We start from the raw sequence: 25,771 nt of genomic DNA on the forward strand, positions 1-25,771 counted from the left end.
GTTGGTTATTTCCGATAGATCGGTCCGCTGAAAATATCTGCGTCGGTAAGGATTTCGCGCACGGTTTCTGCCCAGCCCAGGGGGCCGGGCTTCCGTGTAGTGAGCAGTCTGTGGTGGGTAAATTCCGGGGGCGGATGTACCGGTGAGCGCACCAGAACGGCGATATCCGCCGCCTCCAGCATAGCCAGATCGTTGGGGCCGTCCCCGCTTGCGATCAGCTGACAGGGAACGTCGCTGTACTGTTGATAGTATTTTTTCAGCTGTGTGGTGGCGATCCCCTTGTCGGTATTTCCGAGAAGGTGTAGGAAGCGCCCCCCCTGCAGCGTGCGGAAGCCGGCGGCGTTGGCGCGAGCAATAAAGGCCTGCTTCTGCTGCTCGTCGCCCTGCCATAGGAGGGGTTCGGAGTAATCCCGCTGTTGCGCCTGCCCGGCCTGTTGTTTCGTCAGACCCGTGGTGGCAACAATTTCTGCAGTAGTGGCGGCGGCAAAATTGAGATAAGGCGCGGGATGGGTTTGTTGATCCTGCTGCAGGTACTCCAGGATGCGGCCGCGAGGGGCGCCCGGTTCCACCACCCAGTATTCCCCGTGTTGTGTGGCCTCTGCAGGGCAGTTCGGGAAGTACCCCACTGGAATAAAAATCGCCGAGCCATTTTCGACGATAAACGGGTGTTGGTTGTCGAGTGCTTTTCTCAGACTGAGTATTTCATCGCGGGTTTTGCTGCTGTTGAGGATCAGCGGTATTGCGTGCTCCTCGAGCCTGCGCAGGACTGGGTCTGCTGGTGCGTGGGAATAGGTGAAATGATCCAGGAGTGTGCCATCCAGATCGCTGACTATCAGCCAGGGGACTCCTGGATGAGCTCTGGAGTAGGGGGGTGCCTCGCGATGTGCTTTTGTCATTGAGTACCGCGCTGGTCCGGGTTTTATGATTTATTCATCCACTTTTACGTAGGCCTTTCATTAAGCCTCTGCTTAATTCCAATCCAAAAATAGTGCCAGACGGAGAAAAGTGAGCAGTGACGGTGCTTGTGGGGACAGAATTGGCACAAGAAACTTCAAGTACCTGGCGCGTTTGGGCGGAGGTGAAGCACCGGTGCATCAATCTGGGATGTTGGGGTAAGTGGCAATTTCTCTTTGCACCAAATTGGTGCGATCAGGTGTGCTGAAGAGTGGTGGAGAACGGGTGAAGGGCAGTGTGGAGAAACGGGAGGAGGAGAGTAGTCGGAGAAGAGGTGTCAGTCGTCCACACCGATGCTCAGTGTGCTCCCCCGCAAAGTGGGTTTGCGGGGGAGGGGAAAAAAGGAGTGTAAAGTGCGCGTCAGGGAGCCACGCAGTTCATGCAGCGTACGTAGAGCGCGCGAGGATCCTGAAAGCTGTGTAGTTCCTGCAGTGGTTGCAGGGCGGGCTGCAGGCTCTGTAACCAGGCGCCCAGCGGCATGTTGGTGCGGACGGTTTCGCCGATCACTGCATCCACGTTATCCGCGAGTGCACGCATGATCCGTTCACTGGGAGTCAACTCGCGCTGGATCTCTATCACTTCAAATTGATCCAGTTCGGCCACCTGCGCCGCATCGGCAATGGCGTCTTTCAGGTTGCCCAACTCGTCTACCAGGCCCAGCTCCAGGGCGGTGCGGCCCGTCCACACCTGACCCTGGGCGATCTTGTGGACTTCTTCTGGCGTGCTGTGGCGGGCTTCCGCGACAATGCGCAGGAACTGATTGTAGGTGTGCTCGACGCCCTGCTGAATGATATTTGCCGCCATCTCCGGTAGCGGGCGATCAATACGCATGGCGCCCGCCAGTTCTGTGGTGCCGATGCCATCGTTGTAAATGCCCAGGTGTTCCATGGAATCTTCAAACGTCGGGAAAGCACCGAAGACGCCGATAGAGCCCGTGATGGTAGAGGGTGAGGCCCACACGCGGTCGCTGGCGGTGGAAATCCAGTAGCCGCCAGACGCCGCTACGCTGCCCATGGAGATGATGACCGGGATGCCGGCTTCACGCGTGGCCAACAGTTCCTGGCGAATGGCTTCGGAGGCGAATGCAGAACCACCGGGGCTGTCGATACGCAGCACCAGGGCCTTGACCTTCTTGTCGCGCGCATTGGCGATCAGTTTGTTGAGCGTGGTGCTGCCGATCTGGCCCGCGGGCGCCTCTCCATCGATGATGGCACCGCTTGCGGTGATCAGGCCGATCTTGTCACTCTGTGGGTTGGGTAGATTGGTAAGCCTGGCCTGGCGCAGGTAGGACATGGCATCAATCGACTTGTACTGTTGCTTGTTCCCTTCAGCGACACCGACTTTCTCCTGCAGCTCACTGACTACAGCGCGGCGGCTGGCGAGCTTGTCCACCAGTTTGTTGGACAGTGCTGCCTTTGCCCAGCTGCCGCCGTTGGCGCGCATGTTTTCTGGCAGTTCGTTGACGAAAGCGTCGACAGCGTTCGGGGGCAGGTTGCGCAGCCCGGTTACCTGCTCGGTATATTCTCCCCACAACTGGTGCAGCCAGCGCTGGTTATTTTCACGGGACGCGGGGGACATATCATCGCGCGTGTAGGGCTCGATAAAATCTTTATAGTCACCCACGCGGAAAACGTGAAAGTTGATTTTCAGCTTATCCAGCGCACTTTTGTAGTAATTGCGGTAACTGCCAAAGCCGGTAATCAGCAACGACCCCATGGGGTTGAGATACACATTGTCGGCGTAGCTGGCGAGGAAGTACTGGCCCTGGGTGTAGTTGTCGCCGAAGGCATAGACGGGCTTTTCCTTTGCCTTGAAACGCTGTACGGCTTCGCCGACCTCTTCCAGTTTGCTGAGACTGGCGCCGGCCAGATGATCGAGCTCCAGTACCAGTGAAGAAATCCGGTTGTCGTTTGCGGCGCGATCGATCGCCTCAACCAGGTCCTTGACCCGGGTTTCCGGCGGCGTGGCCCGGCCACCAAGAAATGCCGGGATACCGGCGGGCTGCGTGACTTCATCTACCAGATAGCCGGCGGGGGCGATCTTGAGGGCGGCACCCTGAGGGACTGTAATGCGCTCTTCGCCACCGAAAATCGCAATGCCGATAAACAGCAGGATTAACAGAAACAGGAGGTTGGTGAACACCCGGCGCAGCCAGGTGATGGCACCGCCAATGGCGCCGAAAAAGCGCCGGATGAAACCTTTATTATGCGTCGATGATTCTGTCAAACCTGAAACTCCTTGTTGTACGGCTCGAATGTTGTACGGCTCGAATGTTGTACGGCTCGAATATCTTGTGGCTTGCTGTGTTCTTACCGGTAGCCTGCGGCTACCGGAACGGTTTACATCGGCGGTGTCAGCTGAGGGAGTGGTACTTTACCTGCCAGCGGCTGGTCATCATGGCCGACAGAAACAGGGTAAGGCTCAACAGGGTCAGTGCGCCATGTTGCCAACCGCGCCCGGGCATCATTACGTCGACAATACCAGCGGTGATGTACAGCAACAGAATAAAACATAGCCATAAATAGCTGCGTTGGCGCTGTTTCAGCATGCCCGGTAGCACCAGCAATAGCGGGACTGTCTGCAGGATCCACCACTTGAGGGAGCCGCCCAGAAACAGGTTCCAGACCACAAACAGCACCAGCAGGGCGATGTAGCACACCCAGTTCAGGCGCCGGGCGACATGCAGCTTGCGAGCCAGAACGCCCTTTTCTTTCTGCGCTTCTTGCTGCGTGTCTTCCGGTGGCTTTTTCGGTGTGGAGTCAGTCATGCCCATCTCCCAGCTTGCGGGCCAGTTGCCCTACGCGGTTGCCCAGTGCCCGGCAGAGGGTGATTTCGTCGTCACTCAGTTCGCCGTTGTTACCACCGGCCCAGTGGGAGGCGCCGTAGGGCGTGCCGCCGGTGCGGGTATGCATCAGCGCCGCTTCGGAATAGGGCAGTCCCGCAATCACCATGCCGTGATGCAGCAGCGGTAACATCATGGAAATCAGCGTGCTTTCCTGTCCGCCGTGCAGGCTGCCGGTGGAGGTGAACACCGCTGCCGGTTTGCCGGAGAGGCCGCCGTCCAGCCACAGATCGCTGGTCTGGTCGAGAAAGTAGCGCAAGGGCGCCGCCATATTGCCGAAACGGGTCGGGCTCCCCATCGCCAGGCCGGCACAGTGGCGCAGATCATCGGCGGTGCAGTAGGGCGCACCGGCGTCTGGGACCGCGGGCAGGCTGGCGTCGGTATCCGGTGAAACCGGCGGCACGGTGCGCAATTTTGCCGGCAGGCCTGCGGCCTCGGCGCCGCGCACGATTTCTGCCGCCATGCGCGCAGTCGCGCCATTGCGGCTGTAATAAAGCACCAGTACGTAGGGTTCCGGGGTCGCCATTACAGCAGCTCCAAGACATTTTCCGGTGGGCGGCCGAGTACGGCGTGTTCGCCTTTCACCACAATGGGACGTTCGATCAGCTTGGGGTGGGCCACCATGGCCTCAATCAGCTGGTCGTTGCTGAGGGCGGGGTCTTTCAGGTTGAGTACCTTGTAATCGTCTTCGCCTTTGCGCAGCAGTGCGCGTGGCTCGATGCCCAGCTTTTTCAGGAGTGATTTCAGGGTCCCTTTGTCCGGGGGTGTCTCCAGGTAGAGCACGATTTCCGGTTCAACTTGGTGTTCCTGCAGCAGCTGCAGCGTCTGACGGGATTTTGAACAACGAGGGTTGTGGTAGATCGTCCACATTGAGGCAGTATCCTGTTAAGGTTTGGCGTATTCTAACAGCCTGCGGGGGCTCGTCTACGCTGGGATAATGCGTAAATTCACAGCACCGCTTATCGCTGGCCTTAAGAACAAGAGAAGACCCATGACAGAAATGGTGCACCGTTGGCGTCGTTTTTTTACCTCCCTCTGGACACTGTTTGACGAAAAGAACTGTCGTCAGCACGCTGCCGCACTTACCTATATGACATTGTTTGCCATCGTCCCCCTGGTGACGGTGAGCTACGCCATGTTGTCCCTGTTCCCGGATTTTGCCGGGCTGGAAAGCAAGCTTCAGGAACAGATTTTTTCGCACTTCGTCCCCGAAAGCGGGCGCGAGGTGCAGGACTATATCAATAGTTTCTCTTCGCAGGCGCAGCGGCTGACCGGTGTGGGTGTTGCCTTTCTGTTGGTCACTGCCGGTCTGATGTTGCGCAATATCGAGGTGACCTTCAATGCCATCTGGGACATTCCCCGGGGGCGTCGGGGCATATCCAGTTTTCTGCTCTACTGGGCCATTCTGAGTCTGGGGCCGATTCTGCTCGGCGCCGGTATGGCTGCTACCACCTATCTGTTCTCGCAGAGAGTGCTGGGGGAAAACGACATGCTGGGCATGCTGCCCGTAGTACTGCGTGTTTTACCCTGGTTGTTTACCGCCATCGCTTTTACCCTGCTGTTTGTTGCGGTGCCCAATTGCCGGGTGCCGCTGCGGCACGGGATCGCGGGGGGCGTGATTACCGCATTTGCGTTTGAAGCGGCCAAGTATCTGTTTGGGGCCATTGTGGCTCGCAGCTCTCTGCAGGCCATTTATGGTGCCTTTGCTTTTGTGCCACTGTTCCTGATGTGGATTTTCCTGATCTGGATAATCGTGCTTGCCGGTTGTGTCTTGGTGCGGACACTGTCTGCCTACCATGCAGCGGCGCAGGGGCGGGATTATTCTGATCTGATGGCAGCGCTGGTTCTGTTGCAGAAAATGTTCAGCAAATACCAACAGGGAGAGGCGCTGCGTGACCAGGATGTCTCCCGGGCGGGTATCCGGCCTGCACAGTGGCGACGTATCCGCCAGGTGCTGAATGATCACAAAGTCATCACCCAGACAGAGCGCAACGATTATGTGCTGGTGCGGGATCTGGACGCCGTTTCCCTGCAGACACTGCTTGGCTGGCTGCACCCGGCGCCGATTCCGGTGCAGGGGCATCGTGAACTGCAGTCTCAGCCCTGGTATCGCGAGGTGGAAACACGCTTCAAGGAAGCGCAGACATTCTCCGGGGAGCGACTTTCTCTGAGCCTGGGCGAGCTGTTTCGAAATTCCCTGGCCGAGGGTGCGCAGGCGGCGCTCGAATATAAAGGTCCTGAGGACAAAGACCCCCAGAAAAAAGGCCCTCAGGAAACAGATGGCAACGAATCGGGTAAAAATATCGATGCACAAAAGAACCGTAAGAAGAGCAGCGGGCGCGCACGCAGTACAAACAAGAAGGCCGGTGCAGATACCGATTGATGTGCTGATCGTGGCCTGCCTATGTCTCGCCGCGGCACTGGTAAGCGGGTGCGATTCCAACTCTTCGTCCGGAAAAAATGTGACCTATAGCGACCTCAGCGGCGACCCTATTGCGGTAGACGGCAAGGTGCTGGTGGTGAATTACTGGGCGGAGTGGTGCAAGCCGTGTCGTGAGGAAATCCCGGAGCTGAATCAATTTCAGCAATCGAATCAGGATCGGGTCCAGGTCATCGGCATCTCTTTTGATGACCTTCCGGTAGCGGAGATCCGCCGGCAGGCGGACAAGTTCGGTATTGCATTTCCGGTATTGCCCCGGGAGCCGGAAGCCCGTTGGGGGCAGCCACGCCCCCAGGTGTTGCCGACTACGCTATTGATTGATGCGGAGGGCAACTGGCGGGAAAGTCTGGTCGGCCCCCAGTCGTTGGAAAGCCTGGAGCAGGCGCTGTCGAGAGTCGTTCCGTCTGTTGAAGGGGAATCGGGCGCGGAATAACAAGCATTTCCGGTGCCGAGCGCAGTGCTTATAGGCCTATAACCAAAGCGTCTTTAAATGAATGACGCGACAACTGCTAGGATGCCCGCCTTTTCTGATCGCTTACTTCTGGATAACTGGACTGTCGGCTAATGCAATTGAGCGCATTCTTACTCTTCGCTTTCTACCTGTTACTGCTGTGGCCGCTGGCACGCTGGCACCGCAGTCGCCAATCGCTTGCACCCGCTGTGTTCGCCGGTCTGCTCCTCGGGGTGTTGTTCGGCGGTTTGATACATCTGGCGCAGGGCTGGGGCGTCGACAGCCAGTGGGTGCTCGGCTGGGTTGGATTGATTGGTGACGGCTACGTCAATCTGCTGCATCTGGTGGTCATGCCGCTGGTGCTGGTGTCGATTCTCGGCGCGGTCGTGCGGGTCAGTGATACCCGCTCTCTGGGCAAGATCAGTGCCTCGGTGCTGGCGGTTCTATTGGGTACCACCGCTGTGGCGGCGTTGATCGGTGTGGTGATCGCTTCCGTGTTCGGTCTGACCGCAGAAGGTCTGGTGGAGGGCGCGCGGGAAGCGGCGCGGGTCGATGAGTTGAATGTGCGTATCGGCGAGGTCAGCGATCTGAGTATTCCAGAGATTCTCACCGCCTTTATTCCCCGCAATATATTCTTCGATCTCGCCGGCCATCGGGATACTTCGGTAATCGCGGTTGTGATTTTTGCGGTGTTGCTGGGTCTGGCGGCGCTCGGTGTTCGCAAGGAAAACCCGGAGCACGGTGCGGCGATCGAGGAATTTGTTTCGGTTGCCCAGGCCTGGGTGATGAAACTGGTGCGTCTGATCATGGCGTTCACCCCCTATGGCGTCATGGCGCTGGTCACGGCCCTGATTGCGAAGTCCAGCTGGGCGGATATTCTCAACTTGTTCAGTTTTGTGGTGGCGTCTTTCGTTGCCATTGCGTTGATGTTTATCGTGCACGGACTGTTGCTGCTGGTGAACGGCGTCAACCCGGTGTCGTTCTTCGCCAGGGTATGGCCGGTACTGGTATTCGCCTTCAGCTCGCGCTCCAGCGCTGCGACCATTCCCCTGAATGTGGAGACCCAGATCGATAAACTGGGGAACTCTCCGGCCATCGCCAACTTCTCCGCCTCGTTCGGCGCCACCATCGGCCAGAACGGTTGTGCGGGGATCTATCCTGCGATGCTGGCGGTGATGGTGGCAGTGCCCATGGGGATCAACGTGTTTGATCCGGTGTGGCTGGCGTCTCTGGTGGCAGTGGTGGTGATCAGCTCCTTCGGGATTGCCGGGGTCGGCGGCGGCGCCACCTTCGCGGCCCTGGTGGTGCTACCCACCATGGGGCTGCCGGTAACCATTGCAGCATTGTTGATCTCCGTCGAGCCGCTGATCGATATGGCGCGCACGGCGTTGAACGTGAATGGGGCCATGACTGCAGGTACCCTGACTCAGCACTGGCTGGGGGATGAGGTACCGGAGATTCGCGAGGAGGACCGGGTGATCGATGGCTGAATCCCGCCGTCAGGTCTGAGTGTCCCGGTGGTCGGCAATCTGCAGCGTCGACCTGGAGCCTGTGGCGAAGTGATCGGTTACAGAATTTTCCGCATGGACCACTAGAGTTCAGGATCGATTCAGCGAGCGTTTCATATAGTGCTTCCATCGGCCGCAGGGTCCGGGTCTCAGGGAGCATGACATGCATCAAGAACTTCTTTCCAAACCGTTCAAGTCACTGGCTTTCGCCAGCTTGGTCGCGGTACTGGTTGGCTTCAGCGCCACTTCTGCCGCCGGCGAAAGCGGCTATTATGAGGGCAACGATGGTTATGATTACGCCATCGTCACCGCTGTTACTCCCGTCTATAACGATATCCAAGTGGTGGAACCCCGTACCCAGTGCTGGGATCAGCCCGTCACCTACCAGCAGGCTTCCCCTGCCGGCGCCATTATCGGCGGCCTGATCGGGGCGGCGGTGGGGCGCAATGCCGCGAAAGGACATCGCCACCACCGCCGCTATCATCGGCATCACTACCGTCGCTACAACCGAGGTCGCAAAGCCGCTGGTACGGTGGCTGGCGCTGCAGTGGGTGCGGTGATCGGTGGGGTCATCAGCCGCAGTGCCGCACCGGTACAACACGGCACCCAGCAACACTGCCGGGTAGTGGAAGAGGTGACCAGGCGCCGGGAACTGGTAGGATATGACGTAAACTACCGCTACAACGGTCAGGAATTTCTTACTCGCACTGACCGGCACCCGGGGGATAAAATCCGGGTTCGTGTGGATGTAACGCCGGTCTGGTAATTCATGTTGGCCGGTGGCTGGAACAGAACAACAGGAGCTGCATAGTGAAATCCTCCGGTGCATTACCGCTTGTCACCGCCCTCGTGATCGGCCTGGCCTCAGCGCCGCTGCTGGCCGGCCAGCAACCCGCGCCGTCGGTTGCCTTCAGGGATGGATCTGCGTCGGTGCACTGGCGTATGCAGAACCGGAGCATTTCCCGGGACCAGGCAGCTGCCATCGTCAAGAAAGCCTACGGCGGCAAAATTCTGGCGATCAAGGAGGTGAATAAAAACGGCCGCGCCATGTACCGGGTCAAGGGACTTTCCAGAAAAAGTCAGGTCTATGTGGTGTATGTCGATAAACAGAGCGGTCGAATCTCTCGTTGATGGCTTCAAAAGCAGGGTACTGACTGCCCGAGATAAAGAGGAATTTCCATGCGCGCACTGCTGGTAGAAGACGAACAGGTCCTGCGCGATCAGCTGGCCGAATCCCTGCGCAGCGCAGGCTATACCGTCGATGAGGCACCTGATGGCGAAGAGGCTCTGTACCTGGGCCGTGAATTTCCCTACGACGTAGCGGTGATGGATCTGGGGTTGCCGAAAATCGATGGTATTAAGGTGATCCAGACTCTGCGCGGCGAGGCCCGTCATTTCCCGATCCTGATTCTGACTGCCCGCGGCCATTGGCAGGAGCGGGTACAGGGGTTGGAAGCCGGCGGTGACGATTACCTGACCAAGCCCTTTCATACCGAAGAGCTGTTGGCGCGGCTGAACGCCCTGGTGCGCCGCTCCGCCGGCTTCTCGTCTCCCACCATTACCGCCGGCAGCATCGTGCTGGATACCAGCTCGCAGCGGGTGACGGTCTCCGGCGGTGAGCTGGACCTGACCTCGTTCGAATACAAGGTACTGGAATACCTGATGTTGCACCCGGACGAAGTGGTCTCGAAAACGACCCTGACAGATCATATCTACGAGCAGGACTGCGACCGCGACAGTAATGTGATTGAGGTCTTTATCGGCCGCTTGCGCAAAAAGCTCGATGCCGCCGGCGGGGTAAAACCCATCGAGACCCTGCGCGGTCGGGGCTATCGCTTCAGCCCGGCGGGCTGAGCCCTTGCTGAGCCGCTGGTTGCACTCCCTGTCTGGCCGTCTGTCGATGATGGCCACCCTGGTACTGCTGGTATTTCTGGCAGTGCTGTCCGGTGTACTGGAAAAGGCGTACCGCACCTCTCTGGATGAGGCCAAGGCGCGCGAATTGCAGCTGCATATTTACACCCTGCTGGCGGTAGCGGAACCGGATGGGGATAGTCTGCATCTTCCTCTGAACCTGCCTGAGCAGCGTTTCAACCAGCCGGACTCCGGTCTTATCGGCGCAGTAATGGATGCCCGAGGGCGGGTGATCTGGCGTTCCCAGTCCGCCCTCAGCCTGCCGAACTTTTCCGCGCTTCCGCTGCCGTTGCCGCTGCGCCAGGGGCAGGAAGTGTTTGCCGAAATCCATCTGCCAGATCTCAGCGCCCCCTACAGCAGTTTCCGCCAGGGCATTGCCTGGGGGCTCGACAATGAACTGCTGTTCACGTTCGTGATACTGGAAGATGCGACGCCGCTACTCGCACAGGTGGAGCAGTTCAGCAGTACCCTGTGGCGCTGGCTCGGGCTGGGGGCGTTGGCTTTGATTGCAGTGCAGTTGCTGGTTCTGAGCTGGGGGCTGGCGCCGCTGCGCTCTGTGGCGCGTGCTTTGAAAGATATGCAGCAGGGGGGTAGCGACCGTTTGCAGGGTAACTTCCCCCGCGAACTGGTACCGCTTACTGACAACCTCAACCTGCTGATAGAAAACGAGCGCCGCCAGCGGGAGAAGACCCGCCACACCCTGGCAGACCTGGCCCACAGCTTGAAAACACCGCTGGCCGTCCTCAAGGGCATGGACCTGCGCGGCAACCCGGCCGACAACCAGATGGTGCTGTCGGAGCAGGTACAGCGGATGGACAGTATCATCAGCTACCAGCTGCAGAAGGCCGTTGCCAGCTCGCCCAAGTCGATTCTGCGCGGCGTCGCGGTAAAGCCGCTGGCGGAGAAAATCCTGTCTGCACTGGACAAGGTTTACCGGGATAAAACCGTGGACGCGGAGTTATTGTGCGAAGACGGTGTGATCTTCCACGGCGACGAGGGCGACCTGATGGAGATGCTTGGTAACCTGCTGGATAACGGCTACAAGTACGGCAATGGCAAGTTGCTGGTGGAAATCGAGAATACCCGCGGTGAGCACGAACTGCGTATAGTCGTGGCCGATAACGGACCGGGGCTGACCCAGGAGCAGTGGCAGCAGGTGATCCAGCGTGGGGTGCGCGCGGATCAGCAGCAACACGGGCAGGGGATCGGTCTCGCGGTGGTGGTGGATATTGTGGAGAATTATCGCGGTACCATCGGGGTGGAAACTTCCCCGTGGGAGGGGGCGCAGATTACGATCTGCCTTTGACCGTATTGCGAGCTGAAAAATAACAAGACGATGGAGTGTAAAAATGCTTTTGACTAATGCTCGATGGATGGCGATCGTTGTCCTGACTCTACTTTCGTGTGCGACAGCAAGTAGTGAGGAGGCGGGCAATGAAGGCAACAACACAGGCCCCTGGCCGGGTGGGGCGGAAGTCGCGGTCATTCTTACCTACGACGACTCCCTGGACTCTCACCTGGATATCGCCATTCCGCAGCTGAACAAGCTGGATCTGCCGGGCACTTTTTACCTGAGCGGTGCGCGTTCCTCCATTCGAGATCGACACCGGGAGTGGCGAAATGCGGCAGGGCAGGGCCACGAGCTGGGCAACCACATGCTCTACCACCCGTGCCGCAAGTCCCTGCCCGGGCGCGACTGGGTACAACCCTGGCACGACCTGGACGATTACACCCTGGCGCAATTTATCGATGAGCTGCGGACCACCAACAGTCTGTTGTCGGCCATCGATGGTGAACAGAAGCGCAGTTTTGCCTATCCCTGTGGCGATATGCAGGCCGGGGGCGAGGATATTGTGGAAGCGTTAAAACCCTATGTCACCGCCGCCCGCCACGGGTCTGCCGACGGTCAGCATGCGATTGACGATGACAATTTCTATCAGCTGGCATCTTTTGACAGCCTGAAAAAAAGTGGTGAGGAGTTGATTGCGGTGGCGGAAGCGGCCCGTGCTGAACACAGCATGGTCGGGTTTCTGTTTCACGGTGTAGGCGGTGATTACCTGACAACTTCTGCGGAGAGTCATCAGGCATTGCTGGCGCATCTCGCCGCACACCCGGAGGTATACTGGGTGGCGACGGTAACGGATGCGGTGACTTATCTTAAAGCACTACAGCAATAAACGGCTGGCAGTCTGTTAGAACCAGTCCCGTTGCATGTCAAAAGTAACGGGGCTGGCATCGTTCAATAACCGGATTTGCGGACCGATTTCCGGCAGTTCCCATTCGATATAAAAACGCGCGGCCTGCAGCTTGCCGCGGTAGAAATCCCCTTCTTCCTGTGCCAGCGAATCTTCGGCTTCCAATGCCTGATCTGCGATCAATGCCTGACGCAGCCAGATCCAGGAAACGACGACACGCCCGAATACATCCAGATACAGGCTGGCGTTGGCGAGGCCGCGGTCTGCGTCCTGCATCAGCTGTTTCATCAGGTTTTCACTGACACCATCCAGTTGCTTCAGCGCATCGGAAAGGGCGGTCGCCAGCGGCGCAAGTGCCTGCTGGGTTTCGGCCTGTTGGCAGCTGTGCAGGATGTGCTCCCGCAACAGCCGGTAGCCCGCCATCTGCGCCGCCGGCACTTTGCGTCCCAGCAGGTCCATGGCCTGAATGCCCTCGGTGCCCTCGTGAATCGGGTTCAGGCGATTGTCCCGGTACAGCTGCTCCAGTGGGTATTCGCGGATATATCCGGAGCCGCCGAGTACCTGGATCGCCAGGTCGTTTGCTTTCAGACAGTATTTCGAGGGCCAGGATTTGATGATGGGGGTGAGCAGGTCGAGCAGTAACTGCGCCTGTTCCCGGTCTTCACTGGTTTCCGCGGTCTGGCAATCCTCATGCAGGGCGGAGCCGTAAAAACACAGCGCGAGGCCGCCCTCCACATAGCTTTTCTGCATCAACAGCAATCGACGGACATCCGCGTGCTCGATAATGGGCAGCTGTCTGGACAGGGGGTCGCGATTGGACGGGTGTCGTCCCTGGGGGCGGTCTTTGGCGTATTGCAGTGCATTCAGGTAACCGCGGTAACCAAGGACTGCGGCACCGCTGCCCACGCCGATACGGGCTTCATTCATCATCTGGAACATGCACGCCAGGCCGCGGTTCTCGTCGCCCACCAGATAACCCACGGCCCCGCCGTTTTCGCCAAAACTCAGCACGGTGGAGGTGGTATTGCGGTACCCCATCTTGTGTAGCAGGCCCGCCAGTTTGACGTCGTTGGACTTCAGGGTGCCGTCTTCGGCATCCAGCATTTTCGGTACCAGGAACAGGGAAATCCCCTTGGTGCCCGCGGGCGCGCCTTCGATCCGCGCCAGCACCATATGCACGATATTTTCTGTGAGGGACTGGTCGCCGCCGGAGATAAACATTTTCTGCCCGCTAATACGGTAGCTGCCGTCCCCGGCAGGCACGGCGGTGGTACGGATGTCGGCCAGGGCGGAACCCTGGTCCGGCTCGGTGAGCGCCATGGTGCCGGCGTAGCGGCCGTCCATCATCGGCGGCAGGTAGCGCTCGCGCAGGGCTTCACTGGCGAAACTGCGCACCAGGTTGGCGGCACCGAGCGTCAGGAAAGGGTAGGCCGCGGAGCCGACGTTGGCGGCATTGATGTAGGCCATGGCGGCGCGCAGGATCACTTCAGGCAGCTGCATACCGCCCTCGTCGAAATCGCCGTGGGCGGCGAGGAATCCGGCCTCGGCAAACGCGTTCCAGGCCTGCCGGGTTTCTTCGATCAGGGTGACCGTTTCGCCATCAAACTGTGGCTCACAGGTATCGCCCTTGGTGTAGTGGTTGGCAAAAAAGCGGTCGGCGATGGCTCTGGCGGTATCCAGGGTCGCGTTGAAGATTTCCCGGGAGTGTTCCTGATAGCGGGGCCGCTGCAACAGCTGCTCTGAATCGAGAAATTCGTACAACAGAAACTCGATATCCCGATCCCGCAACAATAATTCGCTCATGGCGATACTCCCCTACCTCTGCTCTCGTTTATGCGCTTTGCGGCAACCAACCGGTCGCGGCTTTTTTTCGATCAGAGCAGAGTAGGGAGCCCCTCACAAGGGGTCAATGACATATCAGGTAATGGCTAACGACCAAATCTCTGTGGGCGATCTCAGGGCTCCGCCGCTGCACTGCCGCGATTGTCTCTGGTGTCTTCATCCCGGGACTCGGGGGGATCGACCTGCTCGGGCTTCTGTGGGTGGTACGCAGCTGCCGGAGCGACCCGATCCCACAGGGATCTGGAGAGCTCCGCCGGGGACTCTTTGCGTCCCTGGGCGACCCATTGGACGATACCCGCGGCGACATCCGGCCAGTCAATCCGTACGCCGCGTGGAATACTGGCCAGCCACTCGCCAATACTTTTGGTATTGATCGCATCCACGACCTTCGCCAGTTGCAGTTCCTGCAGGGCGAGGGCGTTGGCTTCCTGTTCAAACTGGCCTTTCAGCGGGCGGGTCAGAATTGGCTTGCCGAGGGTGAGGGTTTCCGCGATCAGCTCAAAGCCGCTGTTGCAGATTACCGCGCGGGAATTTGCTACATCACTACGGAAACCTTCCACGCTGGGGGCTTTCAGGGTGATATTGTCTGCGGCGTCCATATCGGTGGGCAGGCCGTAAACAACAAAGTTTTGCGATAGCTGGCCAAGCTCCCTGAGCAGCGGTGCATGGTTCTCGAATGGCAGATAAACCAGGACAAACGCTTCCGTGTCACTGGTTTGCGTGGTGGTCGGCCCGGTGTGGGCCTGGGCAATGGGCGGTAAAATCGGGTAACCGAAGTGGTGCCAGTGCATGCCCAGACTCATCTGTACCGGGGCAAAGGCCTTCATGATCGCGCGCGCTTTCCAGCCGAAGGCGGGCATGGGGATCGAGTAATTGAACGCATACTGGTGCCCCAGCCCGAGGCTCGGTCGTTTGCGCTTTCTGGCGGCCCAGGCGGTGACCGGCTCGAAGTCGCTGATGATCAGGTCGTAATCATCCACCGGCAGTTCGCGGATGTCTTTCAGGAGCTTGCCGAGGTTCAGTTGACGCATGGTGGCGAACTGATCGATTTTGCCTTCCCGGTGCACAAAGGTGAGGCCTTCGCGCCACCAGAAGTCTCCGAAGATTTCCATGCTGAACAGCTTCTCCGGCGGGCGGCCGGAGAAGAGCCACTGGACTTCCAGTTCGGGAAATTGCTGAAAGGCTTCCGCCATGGCCCGCGCGCGGGAAATATGACCGTTACCGGTTCCCTGTACACCGTAGAGAATTTTCAATCGTTTACTCCGTAATGCATGCTTGTGTGTGCGGGCGAATGCCCCGAATTTTGTGACGCTTTTGTTTCATTTGAGGGTCGGGGTTCACTTGAGAGTTACAGCAGGGCACCGCTCACTGCGAGTCCGACACTGGTGCCAAGTAAAGCACCTGCACAGACATCGGTGGGGAAGTGCACGCCCAGACCTACACGAGAGGTGCCAACGCCCGCAGCCCAGAAATATCCAACCGCCCACAGCGGATTGAGACATTGTGTCAACATGGTGACAAACAGGAAGGCGCCGGAGGTATGGCCCGAGGGCAGGCTGAAACGATCGTTGGCGATGATGATGGAGCGAAGACCGGGAATGGCCTCGGGGGGGCGGTTGCGCTTGGTGGTGTTTTTGATCGTCCAGTAGAGGGAGCGTTCAATGGCGAAGGCAGCACCGCAGGTAAACAGGAACTGCATGGCGGCTGCGGCGTTGACCATGGCCACCAGTAACGGTGACATCAGGTAGAGCCAGCCATCGGCGGATCGGGACAGCAGCAGATAGTTTCTGCGGGAGGCCGGTCGCGTCGCCCGTTCTGCCATTCGCAGCACCAGAGACACATCCACCGTTTTCAAGGTAATGGGTAAGCTTCGCATGGGGTAAAAGTACGAAGCTATTGTTGCGGAGACTTGAATGAATTATGTCAGAACTGTGAAATCTACTCGGTGCTCTGACAGGCCAAGTGGCGGCACCGCTACCGGGTGCAACTTTGTGAGACACGCCGTGGACCCAGTCCGGCCGCTTCAGCGCGGCGCCTTCGGCCCATGGGGGCTCTGCAAAAACATCCCTGTTTTTGAAGGTCTCACAAAGTTGCACCCGGTATCGGCACCTTCGCGTCAGGCATGGTGAGCTTCGATTCAGTCAATCCCGATCTTGATCTTGCCTGAACCCGGCAGCTGCTCCACCAGCTCGGGCCCGCACAGTTTGGAGGGTGTGTAGTAGCCCCCGGGACCGTCGTATTTCCGCAGGTGCTGCATCACCGCCAAGGAACCGTGAACGGTCACGTCGTAACCGTTGGATGTCACTACCCGGCCAACCCGGCGTTCGCCACGACGATCATTGCGCACTTCGCCCCAGACCCAGGTCTGCTGTTCCGAGCGCTGGTTTTCGCTGGGTCCTTTGACTTTCTGTTCCGCCTTGCCCTTGAGCCAGTTCTGTACCCAGTTCATGCGCAGCAACCAGCGGAACTTGTTCAGCCGCTGCATTTTTTTCGCTCGTCGCGGGCTCATGGGGATGTACACCTCGATGTTGGGGATCTCGGTGGAGTAATAGGCGGTGGCGACGTCGCCCCAGGGAATGGAAACGGCAAACTTCTCGCCGCGGCCGAAGTTGATCTCACGGGTCAGCTCGCCGTGGGGAATAATCTCGATCTTGCCATTGCGACGCACCGCGCCACCGACGCCCAGGCTTTCGATGGAGGTTTTGGCGGTACCGGGGCTGAGGCCGGAATCGGAGTCAAAACCAAGGGTGAGATGGGTGGCGCTGGTCATCTGCTTGTGTAGCGCGGCGGCCAGGCAGTCGGTGGGAATCACGTCAAAGCCGGTGCCGGGGCACAGCACCACGTTGGCGGCTTTGGCTTCTGCATCCAGATCGTGGGCGGTCTGGTATACCTGCATTTCACCGGTGATGTCCTGGTAATGAGTACCGCTGGCGATGCAAGCGCGCATCATGGGCTCGGCGGTGGCTGAAAACGGGCCGGCGCAGTGAATCACCACCGCCACATCCCGCAGTGTACGCGCCAGGGCGTCTTCGTCGTCGAGGCTGACCGCAATCGCAGGCAAATCCAGTTCGTTGGCCAGAGGCTGCAACTTGGCGGCACTGCGGCCGGAAAGGATGGGCTTCAGGCCCTGGGCAACGGCCTGGCGGGCGATCAGTTCGCCGGTATAGCCATAGGCGCCGTAAATCATAATCTGTTGGTTGTTCACAGATAACCTTTTGTCAGTTGTTGTTGCTTTTGTGGTTGATCGCTTGTGGTTGATCGGTCGTAGGTGATCGCCGTTGCTCAGCGTGTGGCGGGTTCAGTCCAGCGGCTTTTCCAGGGCAAAGCGGGGGATTGTCTGGCCGTCTTTTTCAACGGTTTCCGCAAACATCGTCAGCGGGCGGGCCCACACGCCGAATTCATCATACAGCGCGCGATAAATGGCCAGTTGCTCCCCGGTTTCACTGTGGGTAGCAATTTCCATCAGGTGGTAGAGGTTGCCTTTGTAGTGGCGATATATGCCTTTCTGCATGGTGGGTTCCGGTATTCTCAGGCGAGGTGGTAGGGGGAGAGCTGAATTTGACGGACCTTCTGGCCGTGCAGTACCGCGATGCCACTGTAGCGGCGCTCGCCGGTGGAGGTAAATTCGAACTCGTATTGGCGCAGCAGGCGCACCTGGCCGCGGGTATCGCGCTTGATCCGTGTGCGCACGAGCATCACGGTGTCGTCCAGCAGTTGGACGCCGGTCTCGGCACAGTGGGCCTTGACGATCCTGCGCACGCGGTCTTTGGCCGCCATACCGGACCAGAGGTAATAGCCGACCACCGCCAGTAGAAACAGCCAGATCAGGTCGGTCATTGAGTAATACATAGCCGCTACACTTGATATTCTTCGAACGCGCAAGAATAACACTGGAGGAAAAACTATGCCCGGAACCATTCTGATTACCGGCTGCAACCGCGGCATCGGTCTTGAGCTCACCCGCCAGTTCAGCGCCGATGGCTGGCTGGTGATCGCCACCTGCCGCAATCCGTCGGCCGCCTGGGAGCTGAGTGAGCTGGCGGATCAGTGGGACAATATCGAGATCCACGCGCTGGATGTGACCGATTACGAGCAGATGGCAGCGCTCAAGGAGGAGCTCGGGGAGAGGCCACTGGATATCCTGCTCAGCGGTGCCGGCTATTACGGTCCCAAAGGTGTGACGTTGGGGAGTGTGGACCTGGAGGCGTGGCGTCAGGTGCTGGAGGTCAACACCATCGCCCCCTACAAACTGGTGGAAACGTTTCTCGACAATGTCGCCGCGGGAGAAAATCGGGTGATCGGTGTGCTCAGCAGCAAGGTGGGCAGCATCAATGACAACAGCTCCGGTGGAGGCTACATCTACCGCAGTTCCAAAACCGCCGTGAATCAGGTGGTCAAAAGCCTGTCCGTGGATCTGGCAGATCAGGGCATTGCCGTGCTGGCGCTGCATCCAGGCTGGGTGAAAACACACATGGGCGGGCCCAACGCGCTGATTTCCGCCGAGGAAAGTGTGGCCGGGCTGAAAAAACGGTTGCTGGAAGCCGGACCCGAGCACAGCGGCCACTTTTACAATTACGACGGCAGTGAAATTCCCTGGTAAGGGAAAGCCTCGTGGGCGGGTGAATACCTTATGGGATCTGCACCAGCCCCAGATGCTGGGCAATCTGGCTCAGTGACATCAGGATACACATGGTGATCACCAGTGGGCGTATCAGGCGGGTGCCGCCCGCCAGCATGGTATGGCTGCCGATAAACGCCCCCAGCATCTGGCCGACCATCATGGTGCCGCCAATGACCCAGATTACCTTGCCGCCGGCGGCAAACAGGGCCAGGGAAACCACATTGGTGGTGAGATTGAACAGTTTGGCGCGAATAGTGGCAGTCAGCAGTGTCTGCCCGCGAAACGCCACACCGGACGCCGCAAAAAAGGTGCCGGTGCCGGGGCCGAAAGCGCCGTCATAAAAACCGACCACGGGTACACTGGTGAGCGCCCACTGCTTTTCAGTCATTTTTCCCTCGCGTTCGCTGCTGCCCATGTTGGGGGTCAGCCACACATACAGTGCTACACCCAATAGCAACAGCGGAATCACCCAGTTGAGCCAGCTGGTATCCACCCGCTGAATCAGCCAGGCGCCGATCCCCGCGCCGATTCCGGCGGTCACCACCGGCAGGATCAAGGTGCGCTCGCGCAAATGTCCCTTGGAAAACAGTGTGGCCGTGGCGGTGAAGGTCCCGAGTATGGCCTGACTTTTGTTGGTAGCCAACGCGCTGACCGGCGGCAGACCGGCGAGCAGCAACGCCGGCACCGTCAGCAGCCCTCCGCCACCGGCGAGTGTATCTACCCAACCTGCCAGCATGGCTACTGCAAATAAAATCAACAACAGCGTTAACGTCAGGTCCATTTGATACAACTCCGGCGGCGGTAAAGGGGCGGCCATTTTGCCTTCACAACGGCGCGACCGCCAAGCACAAATTTTTAGATGAACATACCCCCAGAGACCTCGATACGTTGTGCATTGATCCAACGGTTGTCGTCAGACAACAGTGATGCGATGGCGCCACCGATATCATCCGGCAGGCCCACGCGACCCAGTGCAGTTTGTGCCGCAATACCGTCATTCAGCGCTTTGTTGTCGCGCACCGCGCCACTATTGAAGTCCGTCTCTATTGCGCCCGGCGCCACGGTGTTGACGGCGATCCCGCGCGGGCCCAGTTCTTTTGCCAGGTAGCGCGACAGCACCTCCACGGCGCCTTTCATTGCGGCGTAAGCGCCGTATCCCGGCAGTGAGAAACGGGCCAGGCCGCTGGAAAGATTGACGATACGACCACCGTCGGCAATCAGCGGCAGCAGCTTCTGGGTCAGGAAAAAAACGCCTTTGAAGTGAATGTTCATCAGCTGATCAAACTGTTCTTCGCTGGTGTCCACAATCGGCGCATTGATGCCAATACCGGCGTTATTGACCAGAAAATCGAAGTGGTTGCGGTTCCATCTGGTCTGCAACAGCTCGCCCAATTGCGCGGCGAAGTCGGCGAAAGCCGCGGTATTGCCCGTATCCAGTTGCAGGGCGGCAGCGCGGGCACCGCGCTGTTCAATCTCGTTCACTACGGCTTCCGCGTCCTCCGCACGGCTGTGGTAGGTGAGGACCACATCAACGCCCCTGTCTGCCAGGTGTAGGGCGGTGTTGCGGCCCAGCCCGCGGCTGCCGCCGGTGATTAGTGCAATTTTCTGTTCTGCCATGGGTAACCTCTCATGTCGATTGGCGTGATTTCCGGGTTTGGATCATTCTCGATCCTGTTCCAGCTTATTGGTTGTTATTCATTAGATAAACTGGGTATTTCTGTTTAGACTGTTCGGTAATCCTGAACAATAGGTTCTAAGTATGAAATTATTGGAATCCATGGAGGGCTTTTTTCGCGTGGCCGAGCTCGGCAGTTTTACCGCTGCTGCAGAGAGCCTGGGCGTATCTCGTGCGAGTGTGTCGGCGTTAGTGCAGCAGCTGGAGCAACATCTGGGCACGCGCCTGTTGCACCGCACCACCCGCAGTGTGCGCATGACCCAGGACGGACAGGTGTTTTACGAGCGCGGACGCGATCTGCTGGCAGACATGGACGAGCTGCAAAACCTGTTTCGGGAGGATAGTGCGAATCTTCACGGGCGGCTGCGGGTGGATATGCCGCAGCCCATCGCCCGGGACCTGGTGATGCCGCTATTGCCGGAGTTTCTGCGTCGGCATCCGGGGCTGGAAATCGAGTTGTCGAGTACGGATCGCTTTGTCGATGTAGTGCGCGAAGGGTTTGACTGTGTGTTGCGGGTGGGTGAGTTGGAGGACTCCAGCCTGATCGCCAGAACGCTGGGGTGTTACCGGACCGTAAGCTGTGCCAGTGCCGATTACTTGGCGGAGTACGGCCGGCCCCGCAGTCTGGAGGATCTATCGCGACACCGAATGGTGCACTATGTGCACGTCATGGGTGCCAAACCAGCGGGGTTTGAATATGTGGATCCCGCAGAGCCGGGATCGGAAAAGTCCATTGCGATGCAGGGGGTGATGACCGTCAACAATACAGCGGCCTACCAGCAGGCCTGTCTTGCGGGCTTGGGTATTATCCAGGTGCCGGAACCGGGAGTGCGACATCTGCTGGCGTCCGGCGAGCTGGAAGAGGTGCTGCCTGAATACCGCCCGGCACCGATGCCGGTTTCTCTGATCTATGCAAATCGCCGTCACTTACCCAGGCGGGTGCGGGTATTTATGTTGTGGCTCGCAGAAATCATGGCGCCCCGGTTGATGTCGGCGACTGTGGAGTAAGCGGTAGCGGCGCAAAAAACCGCGATGGCTTATTCCTGGGGCAAGGTCTGGTTTATCGCCTGTTTTACGGTCGCTGTCTCCTGATTGTCACGGGGCAGGGTGAGCCTGCCTTCGATGAGTGCTTCTTTACGTGCCTTGGGCCATTTCTTTATCAATAGCTCCAGTCTCAACGCCGTGGAATGACTGCCTACAGCCTGCTGGAATTCCAGCGTCAATGGTCCGCGACCGCGCAAGGCCTTGGCGGCCCTGGGGCCGCCGCTGCTGTGCTCGGCAAAGCGGCGCTCCACATCCCGTGTGATCCCGGTATACAGGGCGCCGCTATTGGTGCGGATCAGATAGACAAACCAGCAGGACACTTTTCACCTCAAGTTCATGTGCGCTCGACATTGTACCAGTTGGTCTGGCTTGCCTATCTGTATCTGTAGATTTACATATATGGATATCCATATATAATGTGCAGGACTAATTACTGGTCAATGTGAAGCCACCTGGAGATCTCTTGGTTACCCCAGTTCAATTGTTCAAGTGCCTGGCCGATGAAACCCGCCTGCAGCTGGTAATGCTGATGCAGGCCGAAGGGGAGCTCTGTGTATGTGAGTTGGTGGCCGCCATGGAGGAATCCCAGCCGAAAATTTCCCGGCACCTGGCGCAGTTGCGCAACTGCGGTCTGCTGCAGGATAACCGCCGCGGCCAATGGGTGTACTACGCCCTTCATCCAGATCTGCCCGATTGGGCAAGTGCCGTCCTGAATGCATCTACAGACGCCGATCCGGCGCGTTTGAAACAGTTGCGAAGCAACCTGAAGGCCATGCCTGATCGCCCGGTCTGTTGCTGAAAATACGGCTGAATATAAAAGGGAAAAAGTACACCATGAACATTCTTTATATCTGCACCCACAATCGCTGCCGTAGCATCCTGAGTGAAGCCATTACCAATGATATTGGAGGAGGGCGTATTCAGGCTTTCAGCGCCGGCAGCCAGCCCAGTGGTGAAGTACATCCACTGTCGATCCGTTACCTGCAGGAGCGGGGCATTGATACCGCCGGCCTGAAGAGCCAATCCTGGGATGTATTTGAAACGGAGCCGCTGGATGTGGTGGTGACGGTCTGTGACAGCGCGGCCAATGAAAGTTGCCCGATTTGGCTCGGTGAGTCGCTCAAGGTGCACTGGGGGCTGCCGGACCCATCGAAACTGGAAGGCAGTGAAGAAGAAATCGAAGCCGCGTTCTATCGGGTGATGGACACCATCGAGCGCCGGGTGGAAGGCTTGTTGTCGTTGGATTTGGGCAGTCTTTCCCCTGAGCAATTGCGGGCGGAGCTGGAAAAAATCGCCGCGGTGCAATAAACAAAAGGCGCAATAAATAAAAGAGGTGCAATAAGAGTGGGTTTTTTTGAGCGTTTCCTGTCCGTGTGGGTAGGGCTTTGTATTGTCGCCGGTGTGACCCTCGGTGTTGTTTTTCCGGGGCTGTTCCAATGGTTCGCCTCGCTGGAAGTGGCGCACGTCAATATTCCAGTGGCCATTTTTATCTGGCTGATGATCTACCCGATGATGGTGCAGGTGGATTTCACCTCCATCCGCGATATCGGCAAAAAACCCAAGGGGCTGATGCTGACCCTGGTGATGAACTGGCTGATCAAGCCGTTCACCATGGCGGCGCTGGGTTGGCTGTTTTTCCGGGTGATTTTTGCCGACTTGGTAGATCCACAAACAGCCACAGAATATATCGCCGGCATGATCCTGCTGGGTGTTGCGCCCTGTACTGCCATGGTATTTGTCTGGAGTCAGCTGACCCGCGGTGATGCCAACTACACCCTGGTGCAGGTCTCGGTGAACGATGTGATCATGATCTTCGCGTTTGCCCCCATTGCCGCATTTCTACTGGGGGTGAGTGATGTCACCGTGCCCTGGGATACGTTGCTGCTGTCTGTAGTGCTGTATGTGTTGATTCCCCTGATTGCCGGTGTCCTTACGCGACGTGCGCTGGATTCACGCAACGATCATTCCCGACTGAACCATTTTCTGGAAACGGTGAAACCGATTTCCATTGGTGGTTTGCTGGCTACGGTGGTGCTGCTGTTCGGGTTTCAGGCGGAGACCATTCTTGGTAATCCGCTGGCCATTGTGCTGATTGCGATTCCGCTACTGATCCAGACCTACGGTATTTTTGCCGTGTCCTATGGGGCGGCACGGGCGATGAAGCTGCCGCACAATATCGCTGCACCGGGCTGTATGATTGCCACATCCAATTTCTTTGAACTGGCAGTGGCGGTGGCCATTTCACTGTTCGGTCTCAACTCCGGCGCCGCATTGGCGACGGTGGTCGGCGTATTGGTGGAAGTGCCGGTGATGTTGAGTCTGGTGGCCTTTGCCAATCGCACCCGTCACTATTTTGAGGAGTAATGATGTCTCTGGAAGATATGCCAAATATCGATGTAGAAAGCCTGCAGCCGATTGATGGTGAAAAACTGTTTGGTGGTGAGCGTGTGCAGACGCGTCCTAAAATCCTGCTGTTGTACGGATCAGTGAGACAGCGCTCGTTCAGCCGTCTGGCCACTGAAGAGGCTGCCCGTATCCTGGAGTTTTTCGGTGCGGAAACCCGTACCTTCAATCCGTCCGGTCTTCCGTTGCCGGACGACGCCGATGACCAGCATCCGAAGGTGCAGGAGTTGCGCGAACTGGCGCAGTGGTGTGAGGGTATGGTGTGGTGTAGTCCGGAGCGTCACGGTGCCATGACCGCTATCATGAAAGCGCAGATCGACTGGATTCCGCTGGCTCTGCAGGGCGTTCGTCCCACTCAGGGCAAGACATTGGCCGTGATGGAAGTCAGCGGTGGTTCGCAGTCGTTCAACGCGGTGAATCAGATGCGGGTACTGGGCCGTTGGATGCGGATGTTCACTATCCCCAATCAGTCGTCCATTCCCAAAGCCTGGCTGGAGTTCGACGACAACGACCGTCTGAAACCTTCGTCGCTGTATGATCGTGTGGTGGATGTGATGGAAGAGCTGGTGAAGTTCACATTGCTATTGCGGGATCGTAAAGACTATCTGGTGGATCGTTACTCCGAGCGCAAGGAAAGCGCGGAGGCGTTTCGCAAGCGGATTGATCAGCGTTCGATGTGAATGAACGCTTCCTGATTCAAACCTTTGATGCAAGCCTTTAAAACAGGCTCTGCTGATCCCCGGCCCGGGGTGGCAGGGTAAACCGCGCGCAATCCAGATCCAGCTTGCGCTGGTTCAGGCCCAGTTTGCGGCAGTGCACGCGAAAGCGTTGCTGCAGCAACTGGGCAAATACACCGGTACCGCGTTGCCTTTCTCCAAAGCCGCTCTGGTAGTCCTTACCGTCGCGGCTTTGCTGCACGATACTCATCACATGCTCTGCCCGTTGCGGGTAGTGTTCCCTCAGCCACTGTCGAAACAGCGGCGCCACTTCGAATGGCAGGCGTAGCAAAATGTAGGCTGCGTGAATTGCGCCGGCATTGCTGGCAGCACTCAAAATGCCTTCCAGCTCACTGTCATTCAGTGCCGGAATCACTGGTGCAGCCATTACCGCCGTGGGAATGCCCGCGCTGCTCAGGGCCTCAATGGTGCGCAGCCGCGCCGCGGGGCCAGCAGTGCGGGGCTCCAGGCGGCGTTTCAGGTCGTTATCCAGCGTGGTCACACTGATGGCCACGTGGGCCAGATTGTCTTCTGCCATCTCCTGCAGAATCGGCAGGTCGCGTAAAATCAGCTGACTCTTGGTGACGATGGTGATCGGGTGCTGATATCGCTGCAGGGTTTCCAGAATCTGCCGGGTGATCCGCTTGTCTTTTTCCAGCGGTTGATAGGGGTCGGTGTTGGTGCCCAGCGCGATAGGGCTGCACTGATAGCTCTTCTTGCGTAACGCCTGCTCCAGTAATTCCGCCGCATTGGGCTTGTAGAACAGCCGGGTCTCGAAATCGAGCCCGGGGGACAGGTCCATATAAGCGTGGGCGGGGCGGGCATAGCAATAGGTACAACCATGCTCACAGCCTCGGTAAGGGTTGATCGACTGGCTGAAGGGTAGATCCGGAGAGTTGTTGCTGGCGATGATGGACTTCGCTTTTTCCTCGATGGCGATCGTGGGAATGCGCTCGAGAGGCTCCATCTCCGTCAGCCAGCCATCGCTCTCCCGGGTGCTCACCTGATCCACAAAGCGGCCGGCGAGGTTGCTGACGGCACCGCGGCCCTTGTGTCTTTGCGGGGGAGAGTTGGGGTCTTCGTTCGCCACGGAGATAGCCTGTGCATAAGTGTACTGTATTAATGTACAGTTTATGGCGCCGTCGGCGGCTATGCAATATCGCAGCGGA

29 protein-coding genes are annotated in these 25,771 nt (G+C 58.4%); 14 read left to right on the plus strand and 15 right to left on the minus strand.

The window, feature by feature from the left end; genetic code table 11:
• Window positions 1-5: 5 nt before the first annotated feature.
• From LPW13_RS04475 to arsC, 5 genes are all read right to left on the minus strand, one after another.
• Window positions 6-896 (minus strand): HAD-IIB family hydrolase, encoded by an 891-nt coding sequence (locus LPW13_RS04475; protein WP_230438236.1) that lies wholly within the window; start codon window positions 894-896, stop codon window positions 6-8.
• Between the two features lie 418 nt (window positions 897-1,314).
• Window positions 1,315-3,180, minus strand: a complete 1,866-nt coding sequence (sppA, locus tag LPW13_RS04480) for a signal peptide peptidase SppA (RefSeq protein WP_230438237.1) — start codon at window positions 3,178-3,180, stop codon at window positions 1,315-1,317.
• Between the two features lie 127 nt (window positions 3,181-3,307).
• Complete coding sequence (locus LPW13_RS04485) at window positions 3,308-3,721, minus strand: DUF2069 domain-containing protein (protein ID WP_230438238.1); 414 nt, start codon at window positions 3,719-3,721, stop codon at window positions 3,308-3,310.
• Window positions 3,714-4,322 (minus strand): NAD(P)H:quinone oxidoreductase, encoded by a 609-nt coding sequence (gene wrbA / locus LPW13_RS04490; protein ID WP_230438239.1) that lies wholly within the window; start codon window positions 4,320-4,322, stop codon window positions 3,714-3,716. Before wrbA ends, LPW13_RS04485 begins: the two co-directional genes overlap by 8 nt.
• Window positions 4,322-4,666 carry an arsenate reductase (glutaredoxin) gene (gene arsC, locus LPW13_RS04495; RefSeq protein ID WP_230438240.1) on the minus strand — a complete coding sequence of 115 codons (345 nt, stop codon included), beginning with the start codon at window positions 4,664-4,666 and terminating at the stop codon, window positions 4,322-4,324. The genes wrbA and arsC overlap by 1 nt, the downstream gene beginning before the upstream one ends.
• A 121-nt stretch (window positions 4,667-4,787) precedes the next feature.
• Between arsC and LPW13_RS04500 the strand changes: the two genes are divergently transcribed.
• From LPW13_RS04500 to LPW13_RS04535, 8 genes are all read left to right on the plus strand, one after another.
• Entirely contained in the window at window positions 4,788-6,179 is a 1,392-nt protein-coding gene (locus LPW13_RS04500) for a YihY family inner membrane protein (protein WP_230438241.1), read from the plus strand.
• On the plus strand, window positions 6,163-6,669 hold the full coding sequence (locus tag LPW13_RS04505) for a TlpA family protein disulfide reductase (protein WP_230438242.1): 507 nt from the start codon (window positions 6,163-6,165) through the stop codon (window positions 6,667-6,669). Before LPW13_RS04500 ends, LPW13_RS04505 begins: the two co-directional genes overlap by 17 nt.
• Window positions 6,670-6,800: 131 nt before the next feature.
• Window positions 6,801-8,177, plus strand: coding sequence for an L-cystine transporter (locus tag LPW13_RS04510; RefSeq protein WP_230438243.1), 1,377 nt, complete (start codon window positions 6,801-6,803; stop codon window positions 8,175-8,177).
• A 181-nt stretch (window positions 8,178-8,358) separates the two neighbouring features.
• Window positions 8,359-8,961, plus strand: a complete 603-nt coding sequence (locus tag LPW13_RS04515; RefSeq protein WP_230438244.1) for a glycine zipper 2TM domain-containing protein — start codon at window positions 8,359-8,361, stop codon at window positions 8,959-8,961.
• A gap of 44 nt (window positions 8,962-9,005) precedes the next feature.
• Entirely contained in the window at window positions 9,006-9,326 is a 321-nt protein-coding gene (locus tag LPW13_RS04520) for a PepSY domain-containing protein (protein ID WP_230438245.1), read from the plus strand.
• 48 nt (window positions 9,327-9,374) lie between these two features.
• Window positions 9,375-10,049 (plus strand): response regulator transcription factor, encoded by a 675-nt coding sequence (locus LPW13_RS04525; RefSeq protein WP_230438246.1) that lies wholly within the window; start codon window positions 9,375-9,377, stop codon window positions 10,047-10,049.
• 4 nt (window positions 10,050-10,053) lie between these two features.
• Window positions 10,054-11,412, plus strand: a complete 1,359-nt coding sequence (locus LPW13_RS04530) for an ATP-binding protein (RefSeq protein ID WP_230438247.1) — start codon at window positions 10,054-10,056, stop codon at window positions 11,410-11,412.
• Window positions 11,413-11,455: 43 nt separating this feature from the next.
• Complete coding sequence (locus LPW13_RS04535) at window positions 11,456-12,283, plus strand: polysaccharide deacetylase family protein (protein WP_230438248.1); 828 nt, start codon at window positions 11,456-11,458, stop codon at window positions 12,281-12,283.
• Window positions 12,284-12,298: 15 nt separating this feature from the next.
• Here LPW13_RS04535 and LPW13_RS04540 read toward each other — a convergent pair whose 3' ends face one another.
• The 6 genes from LPW13_RS04540 to LPW13_RS04565 all read right to left on the minus strand — a co-directional run bounded on the left by LPW13_RS04540 (window position 12,299) and on the right by LPW13_RS04565 (window position 17,992).
• A complete protein-coding gene (locus LPW13_RS04540; protein ID WP_230438249.1) occupies window positions 12,299-14,104 on the minus strand; it encodes an acyl-CoA dehydrogenase in 1,806 nt (601 codons plus the stop codon).
• A gap of 152 nt (window positions 14,105-14,256) precedes the next feature.
• Window positions 14,257-15,396: an MJ1255/VC2487 family glycosyltransferase gene (locus LPW13_RS04545; RefSeq protein ID WP_230438250.1), complete on the minus strand. Its 1,140-nt coding sequence runs from the start codon at window positions 15,394-15,396 to the stop codon at window positions 14,257-14,259.
• Between the two features lie 95 nt (window positions 15,397-15,491).
• Window positions 15,492-16,019 (minus strand): phosphatase PAP2 family protein, encoded by a 528-nt coding sequence (locus LPW13_RS04550; RefSeq protein WP_230438251.1) that lies wholly within the window; start codon window positions 16,017-16,019, stop codon window positions 15,492-15,494.
• A gap of 261 nt (window positions 16,020-16,280) precedes the next feature.
• The gene (locus tag LPW13_RS04555; protein ID WP_230438252.1) at window positions 16,281-17,348 is read right to left on the minus strand and encodes a saccharopine dehydrogenase family protein; all 1,068 of its coding nucleotides are present in this window, start codon (window positions 17,346-17,348) and stop codon (window positions 16,281-16,283) included.
• Window positions 17,349-17,441: 93 nt separating this feature from the next.
• A complete protein-coding gene (locus LPW13_RS04560; RefSeq protein ID WP_230438253.1) occupies window positions 17,442-17,654 on the minus strand; it encodes a DUF1653 domain-containing protein in 213 nt (70 codons plus the stop codon).
• Window positions 17,655-17,671: 17 nt separating this feature from the next.
• Window positions 17,672-17,992, minus strand: a complete 321-nt coding sequence (locus LPW13_RS04565; protein WP_230438254.1) for a DUF3301 domain-containing protein — start codon at window positions 17,990-17,992, stop codon at window positions 17,672-17,674.
• Between the two features lie 55 nt (window positions 17,993-18,047).
• Between LPW13_RS04565 and LPW13_RS04570 the strand changes: the two genes are divergently transcribed.
• Window positions 18,048-18,743 carry an SDR family oxidoreductase gene (locus tag LPW13_RS04570; protein WP_230438255.1) on the plus strand — a complete coding sequence of 232 codons (696 nt, stop codon included), beginning with the start codon at window positions 18,048-18,050 and terminating at the stop codon, window positions 18,741-18,743.
• A gap of 28 nt (window positions 18,744-18,771) precedes the next feature.
• Here the strand turns inward: LPW13_RS04570 and LPW13_RS04575 are convergent, their stop codons facing one another.
• Window positions 18,772-19,545, minus strand: a complete 774-nt coding sequence (locus tag LPW13_RS04575) for a TSUP family transporter (RefSeq protein ID WP_230438256.1) — start codon at window positions 19,543-19,545, stop codon at window positions 18,772-18,774.
• A 74-nt stretch (window positions 19,546-19,619) separates the two neighbouring features.
• Window positions 19,620-20,381: an SDR family NAD(P)-dependent oxidoreductase gene (locus tag LPW13_RS04580; RefSeq protein ID WP_230438257.1), complete on the minus strand. Its 762-nt coding sequence runs from the start codon at window positions 20,379-20,381 to the stop codon at window positions 19,620-19,622.
• Window positions 20,382-20,523: 142 nt separating this feature from the next.
• Between LPW13_RS04580 and LPW13_RS04585 the strand changes: the two genes are divergently transcribed.
• Entirely contained in the window at window positions 20,524-21,447 is a 924-nt protein-coding gene (locus LPW13_RS04585) for a LysR family transcriptional regulator (protein WP_230438258.1), read from the plus strand.
• Between the two features lie 29 nt (window positions 21,448-21,476).
• Here the strand turns inward: LPW13_RS04585 and LPW13_RS04590 are convergent, their stop codons facing one another.
• Window positions 21,477-21,803: a GIY-YIG nuclease family protein gene (locus LPW13_RS04590; protein ID WP_230438259.1), complete on the minus strand. Its 327-nt coding sequence runs from the start codon at window positions 21,801-21,803 to the stop codon at window positions 21,477-21,479.
• 203 nt (window positions 21,804-22,006) lie between these two features.
• Here LPW13_RS04590 and LPW13_RS04595 point away from each other — a divergent pair, with 203 nt between their 5' ends.
• Genes LPW13_RS04595 through arsH form a run of 4 tightly spaced genes read left to right on the plus strand, consistent with a single transcriptional unit; the run spans window position 22,007 to window position 24,566 of the window.
• Window positions 22,007-22,282: a metalloregulator ArsR/SmtB family transcription factor gene (locus LPW13_RS04595; protein ID WP_230439147.1), complete on the plus strand. Its 276-nt coding sequence runs from the start codon at window positions 22,007-22,009 to the stop codon at window positions 22,280-22,282.
• 35 nt (window positions 22,283-22,317) lie between these two features.
• Window positions 22,318-22,791 (plus strand): arsenate reductase ArsC, encoded by a 474-nt coding sequence (locus tag LPW13_RS04600; protein ID WP_230438260.1) that lies wholly within the window; start codon window positions 22,318-22,320, stop codon window positions 22,789-22,791.
• Window positions 22,792-22,827: 36 nt separating this feature from the next.
• Complete coding sequence (gene arsB / locus LPW13_RS04605; protein WP_230438261.1) at window positions 22,828-23,847, plus strand: ACR3 family arsenite efflux transporter; 1,020 nt, start codon at window positions 22,828-22,830, stop codon at window positions 23,845-23,847.
• A gap of 2 nt (window positions 23,848-23,849) precedes the next feature.
• On the plus strand, window positions 23,850-24,566 hold the full coding sequence (gene arsH / locus LPW13_RS04610; RefSeq protein WP_377563534.1) for an arsenical resistance protein ArsH: 717 nt from the start codon (window positions 23,850-23,852) through the stop codon (window positions 24,564-24,566).
• 37 nt (window positions 24,567-24,603) lie between these two features.
• On the opposite strand, the gene LPW13_RS04615 is transcribed toward arsH, so the two are convergent.
• Window positions 24,604-25,692, minus strand: a complete 1,089-nt coding sequence (locus tag LPW13_RS04615) for a PA0069 family radical SAM protein (protein WP_230438262.1) — start codon at window positions 25,690-25,692, stop codon at window positions 24,604-24,606.
• Between the last annotated feature and the right edge of the window lie 79 nt (window positions 25,693-25,771).

The sequence above is a fragment of the Microbulbifer celer genome (assembly GCF_020991125.1).
In the GTDB taxonomy this organism is placed as follows: domain Bacteria; phylum Pseudomonadota; class Gammaproteobacteria; order Pseudomonadales; family Cellvibrionaceae; genus Microbulbifer; species Microbulbifer celer.

What these genes read in the sequence shown, in the direction of transcription:
- LPW13_RS04475 (WP_230438236.1), bottom strand. Translation starts at nt 896, where the DNA reads ATGACAAAAGCACATCGCGAGGCACCCCCCTACTCCAGAGCTCATCCA.
- LPW13_RS04600 (WP_230438260.1), top strand. Translation starts at nt 22,318, where the DNA reads ATGAACATTCTTTATATCTGCACCCACAATCGCTGCCGTAGCATCCTG.
- LPW13_RS04575 (WP_230438256.1), bottom strand. Translation starts at nt 19,545, where the DNA reads ATGGACCTGACGTTAACGCTGTTGTTGATTTTATTTGCAGTAGCCATG.
- LPW13_RS04540 (WP_230438249.1), bottom strand. Translation starts at nt 14,104, where the DNA reads ATGAGCGAATTATTGTTGCGGGATCGGGATATCGAGTTTCTGTTGTAC.
- LPW13_RS04585 (WP_230438258.1), top strand. Translation starts at nt 20,524, where the DNA reads ATGAAATTATTGGAATCCATGGAGGGCTTTTTTCGCGTGGCCGAGCTC.
- LPW13_RS04595 (WP_230439147.1), top strand. Translation starts at nt 22,007, where the DNA reads ATGCTGATGCAGGCCGAAGGGGAGCTCTGTGTATGTGAGTTGGTGGCC.
- LPW13_RS04515 (WP_230438244.1), top strand. Translation starts at nt 8,359, where the DNA reads ATGCATCAAGAACTTCTTTCCAAACCGTTCAAGTCACTGGCTTTCGCC.
- LPW13_RS04550 (WP_230438251.1), bottom strand. Translation starts at nt 16,019, where the DNA reads ATGCGAAGCTTACCCATTACCTTGAAAACGGTGGATGTGTCTCTGGTG.
- LPW13_RS04510 (WP_230438243.1), top strand. Translation starts at nt 6,801, where the DNA reads ATGCAATTGAGCGCATTCTTACTCTTCGCTTTCTACCTGTTACTGCTG.
- LPW13_RS04525 (WP_230438246.1), top strand. Translation starts at nt 9,375, where the DNA reads ATGCGCGCACTGCTGGTAGAAGACGAACAGGTCCTGCGCGATCAGCTG.
- LPW13_RS04535 (WP_230438248.1), top strand. Translation starts at nt 11,456, where the DNA reads ATGCTTTTGACTAATGCTCGATGGATGGCGATCGTTGTCCTGACTCTA.
- LPW13_RS04570 (WP_230438255.1), top strand. Translation starts at nt 18,048, where the DNA reads ATGCCCGGAACCATTCTGATTACCGGCTGCAACCGCGGCATCGGTCTT.
- arsC (WP_230438240.1), bottom strand. Translation starts at nt 4,666, where the DNA reads ATGTGGACGATCTACCACAACCCTCGTTGTTCAAAATCCCGTCAGACG.
- LPW13_RS04485 (WP_230438238.1), bottom strand. Translation starts at nt 3,721, where the DNA reads ATGACTGACTCCACACCGAAAAAGCCACCGGAAGACACGCAGCAAGAA.
- LPW13_RS04560 (WP_230438253.1), bottom strand. Translation starts at nt 17,654, where the DNA reads ATGCAGAAAGGCATATATCGCCACTACAAAGGCAACCTCTACCACCTG.
- LPW13_RS04565 (WP_230438254.1), bottom strand. Translation starts at nt 17,992, where the DNA reads ATGTATTACTCAATGACCGACCTGATCTGGCTGTTTCTACTGGCGGTG.
- LPW13_RS04500 (WP_230438241.1), top strand. Translation starts at nt 4,788, where the DNA reads ATGACAGAAATGGTGCACCGTTGGCGTCGTTTTTTTACCTCCCTCTGG.
- LPW13_RS04580 (WP_230438257.1), bottom strand. Translation starts at nt 20,381, where the DNA reads ATGGCAGAACAGAAAATTGCACTAATCACCGGCGGCAGCCGCGGGCTG.
- arsH (WP_377563534.1), top strand. Translation starts at nt 23,850, where the DNA reads ATGTCTCTGGAAGATATGCCAAATATCGATGTAGAAAGCCTGCAGCCG.
- wrbA (WP_230438239.1), bottom strand. Translation starts at nt 4,322, where the DNA reads ATGGCGACCCCGGAACCCTACGTACTGGTGCTTTATTACAGCCGCAAT.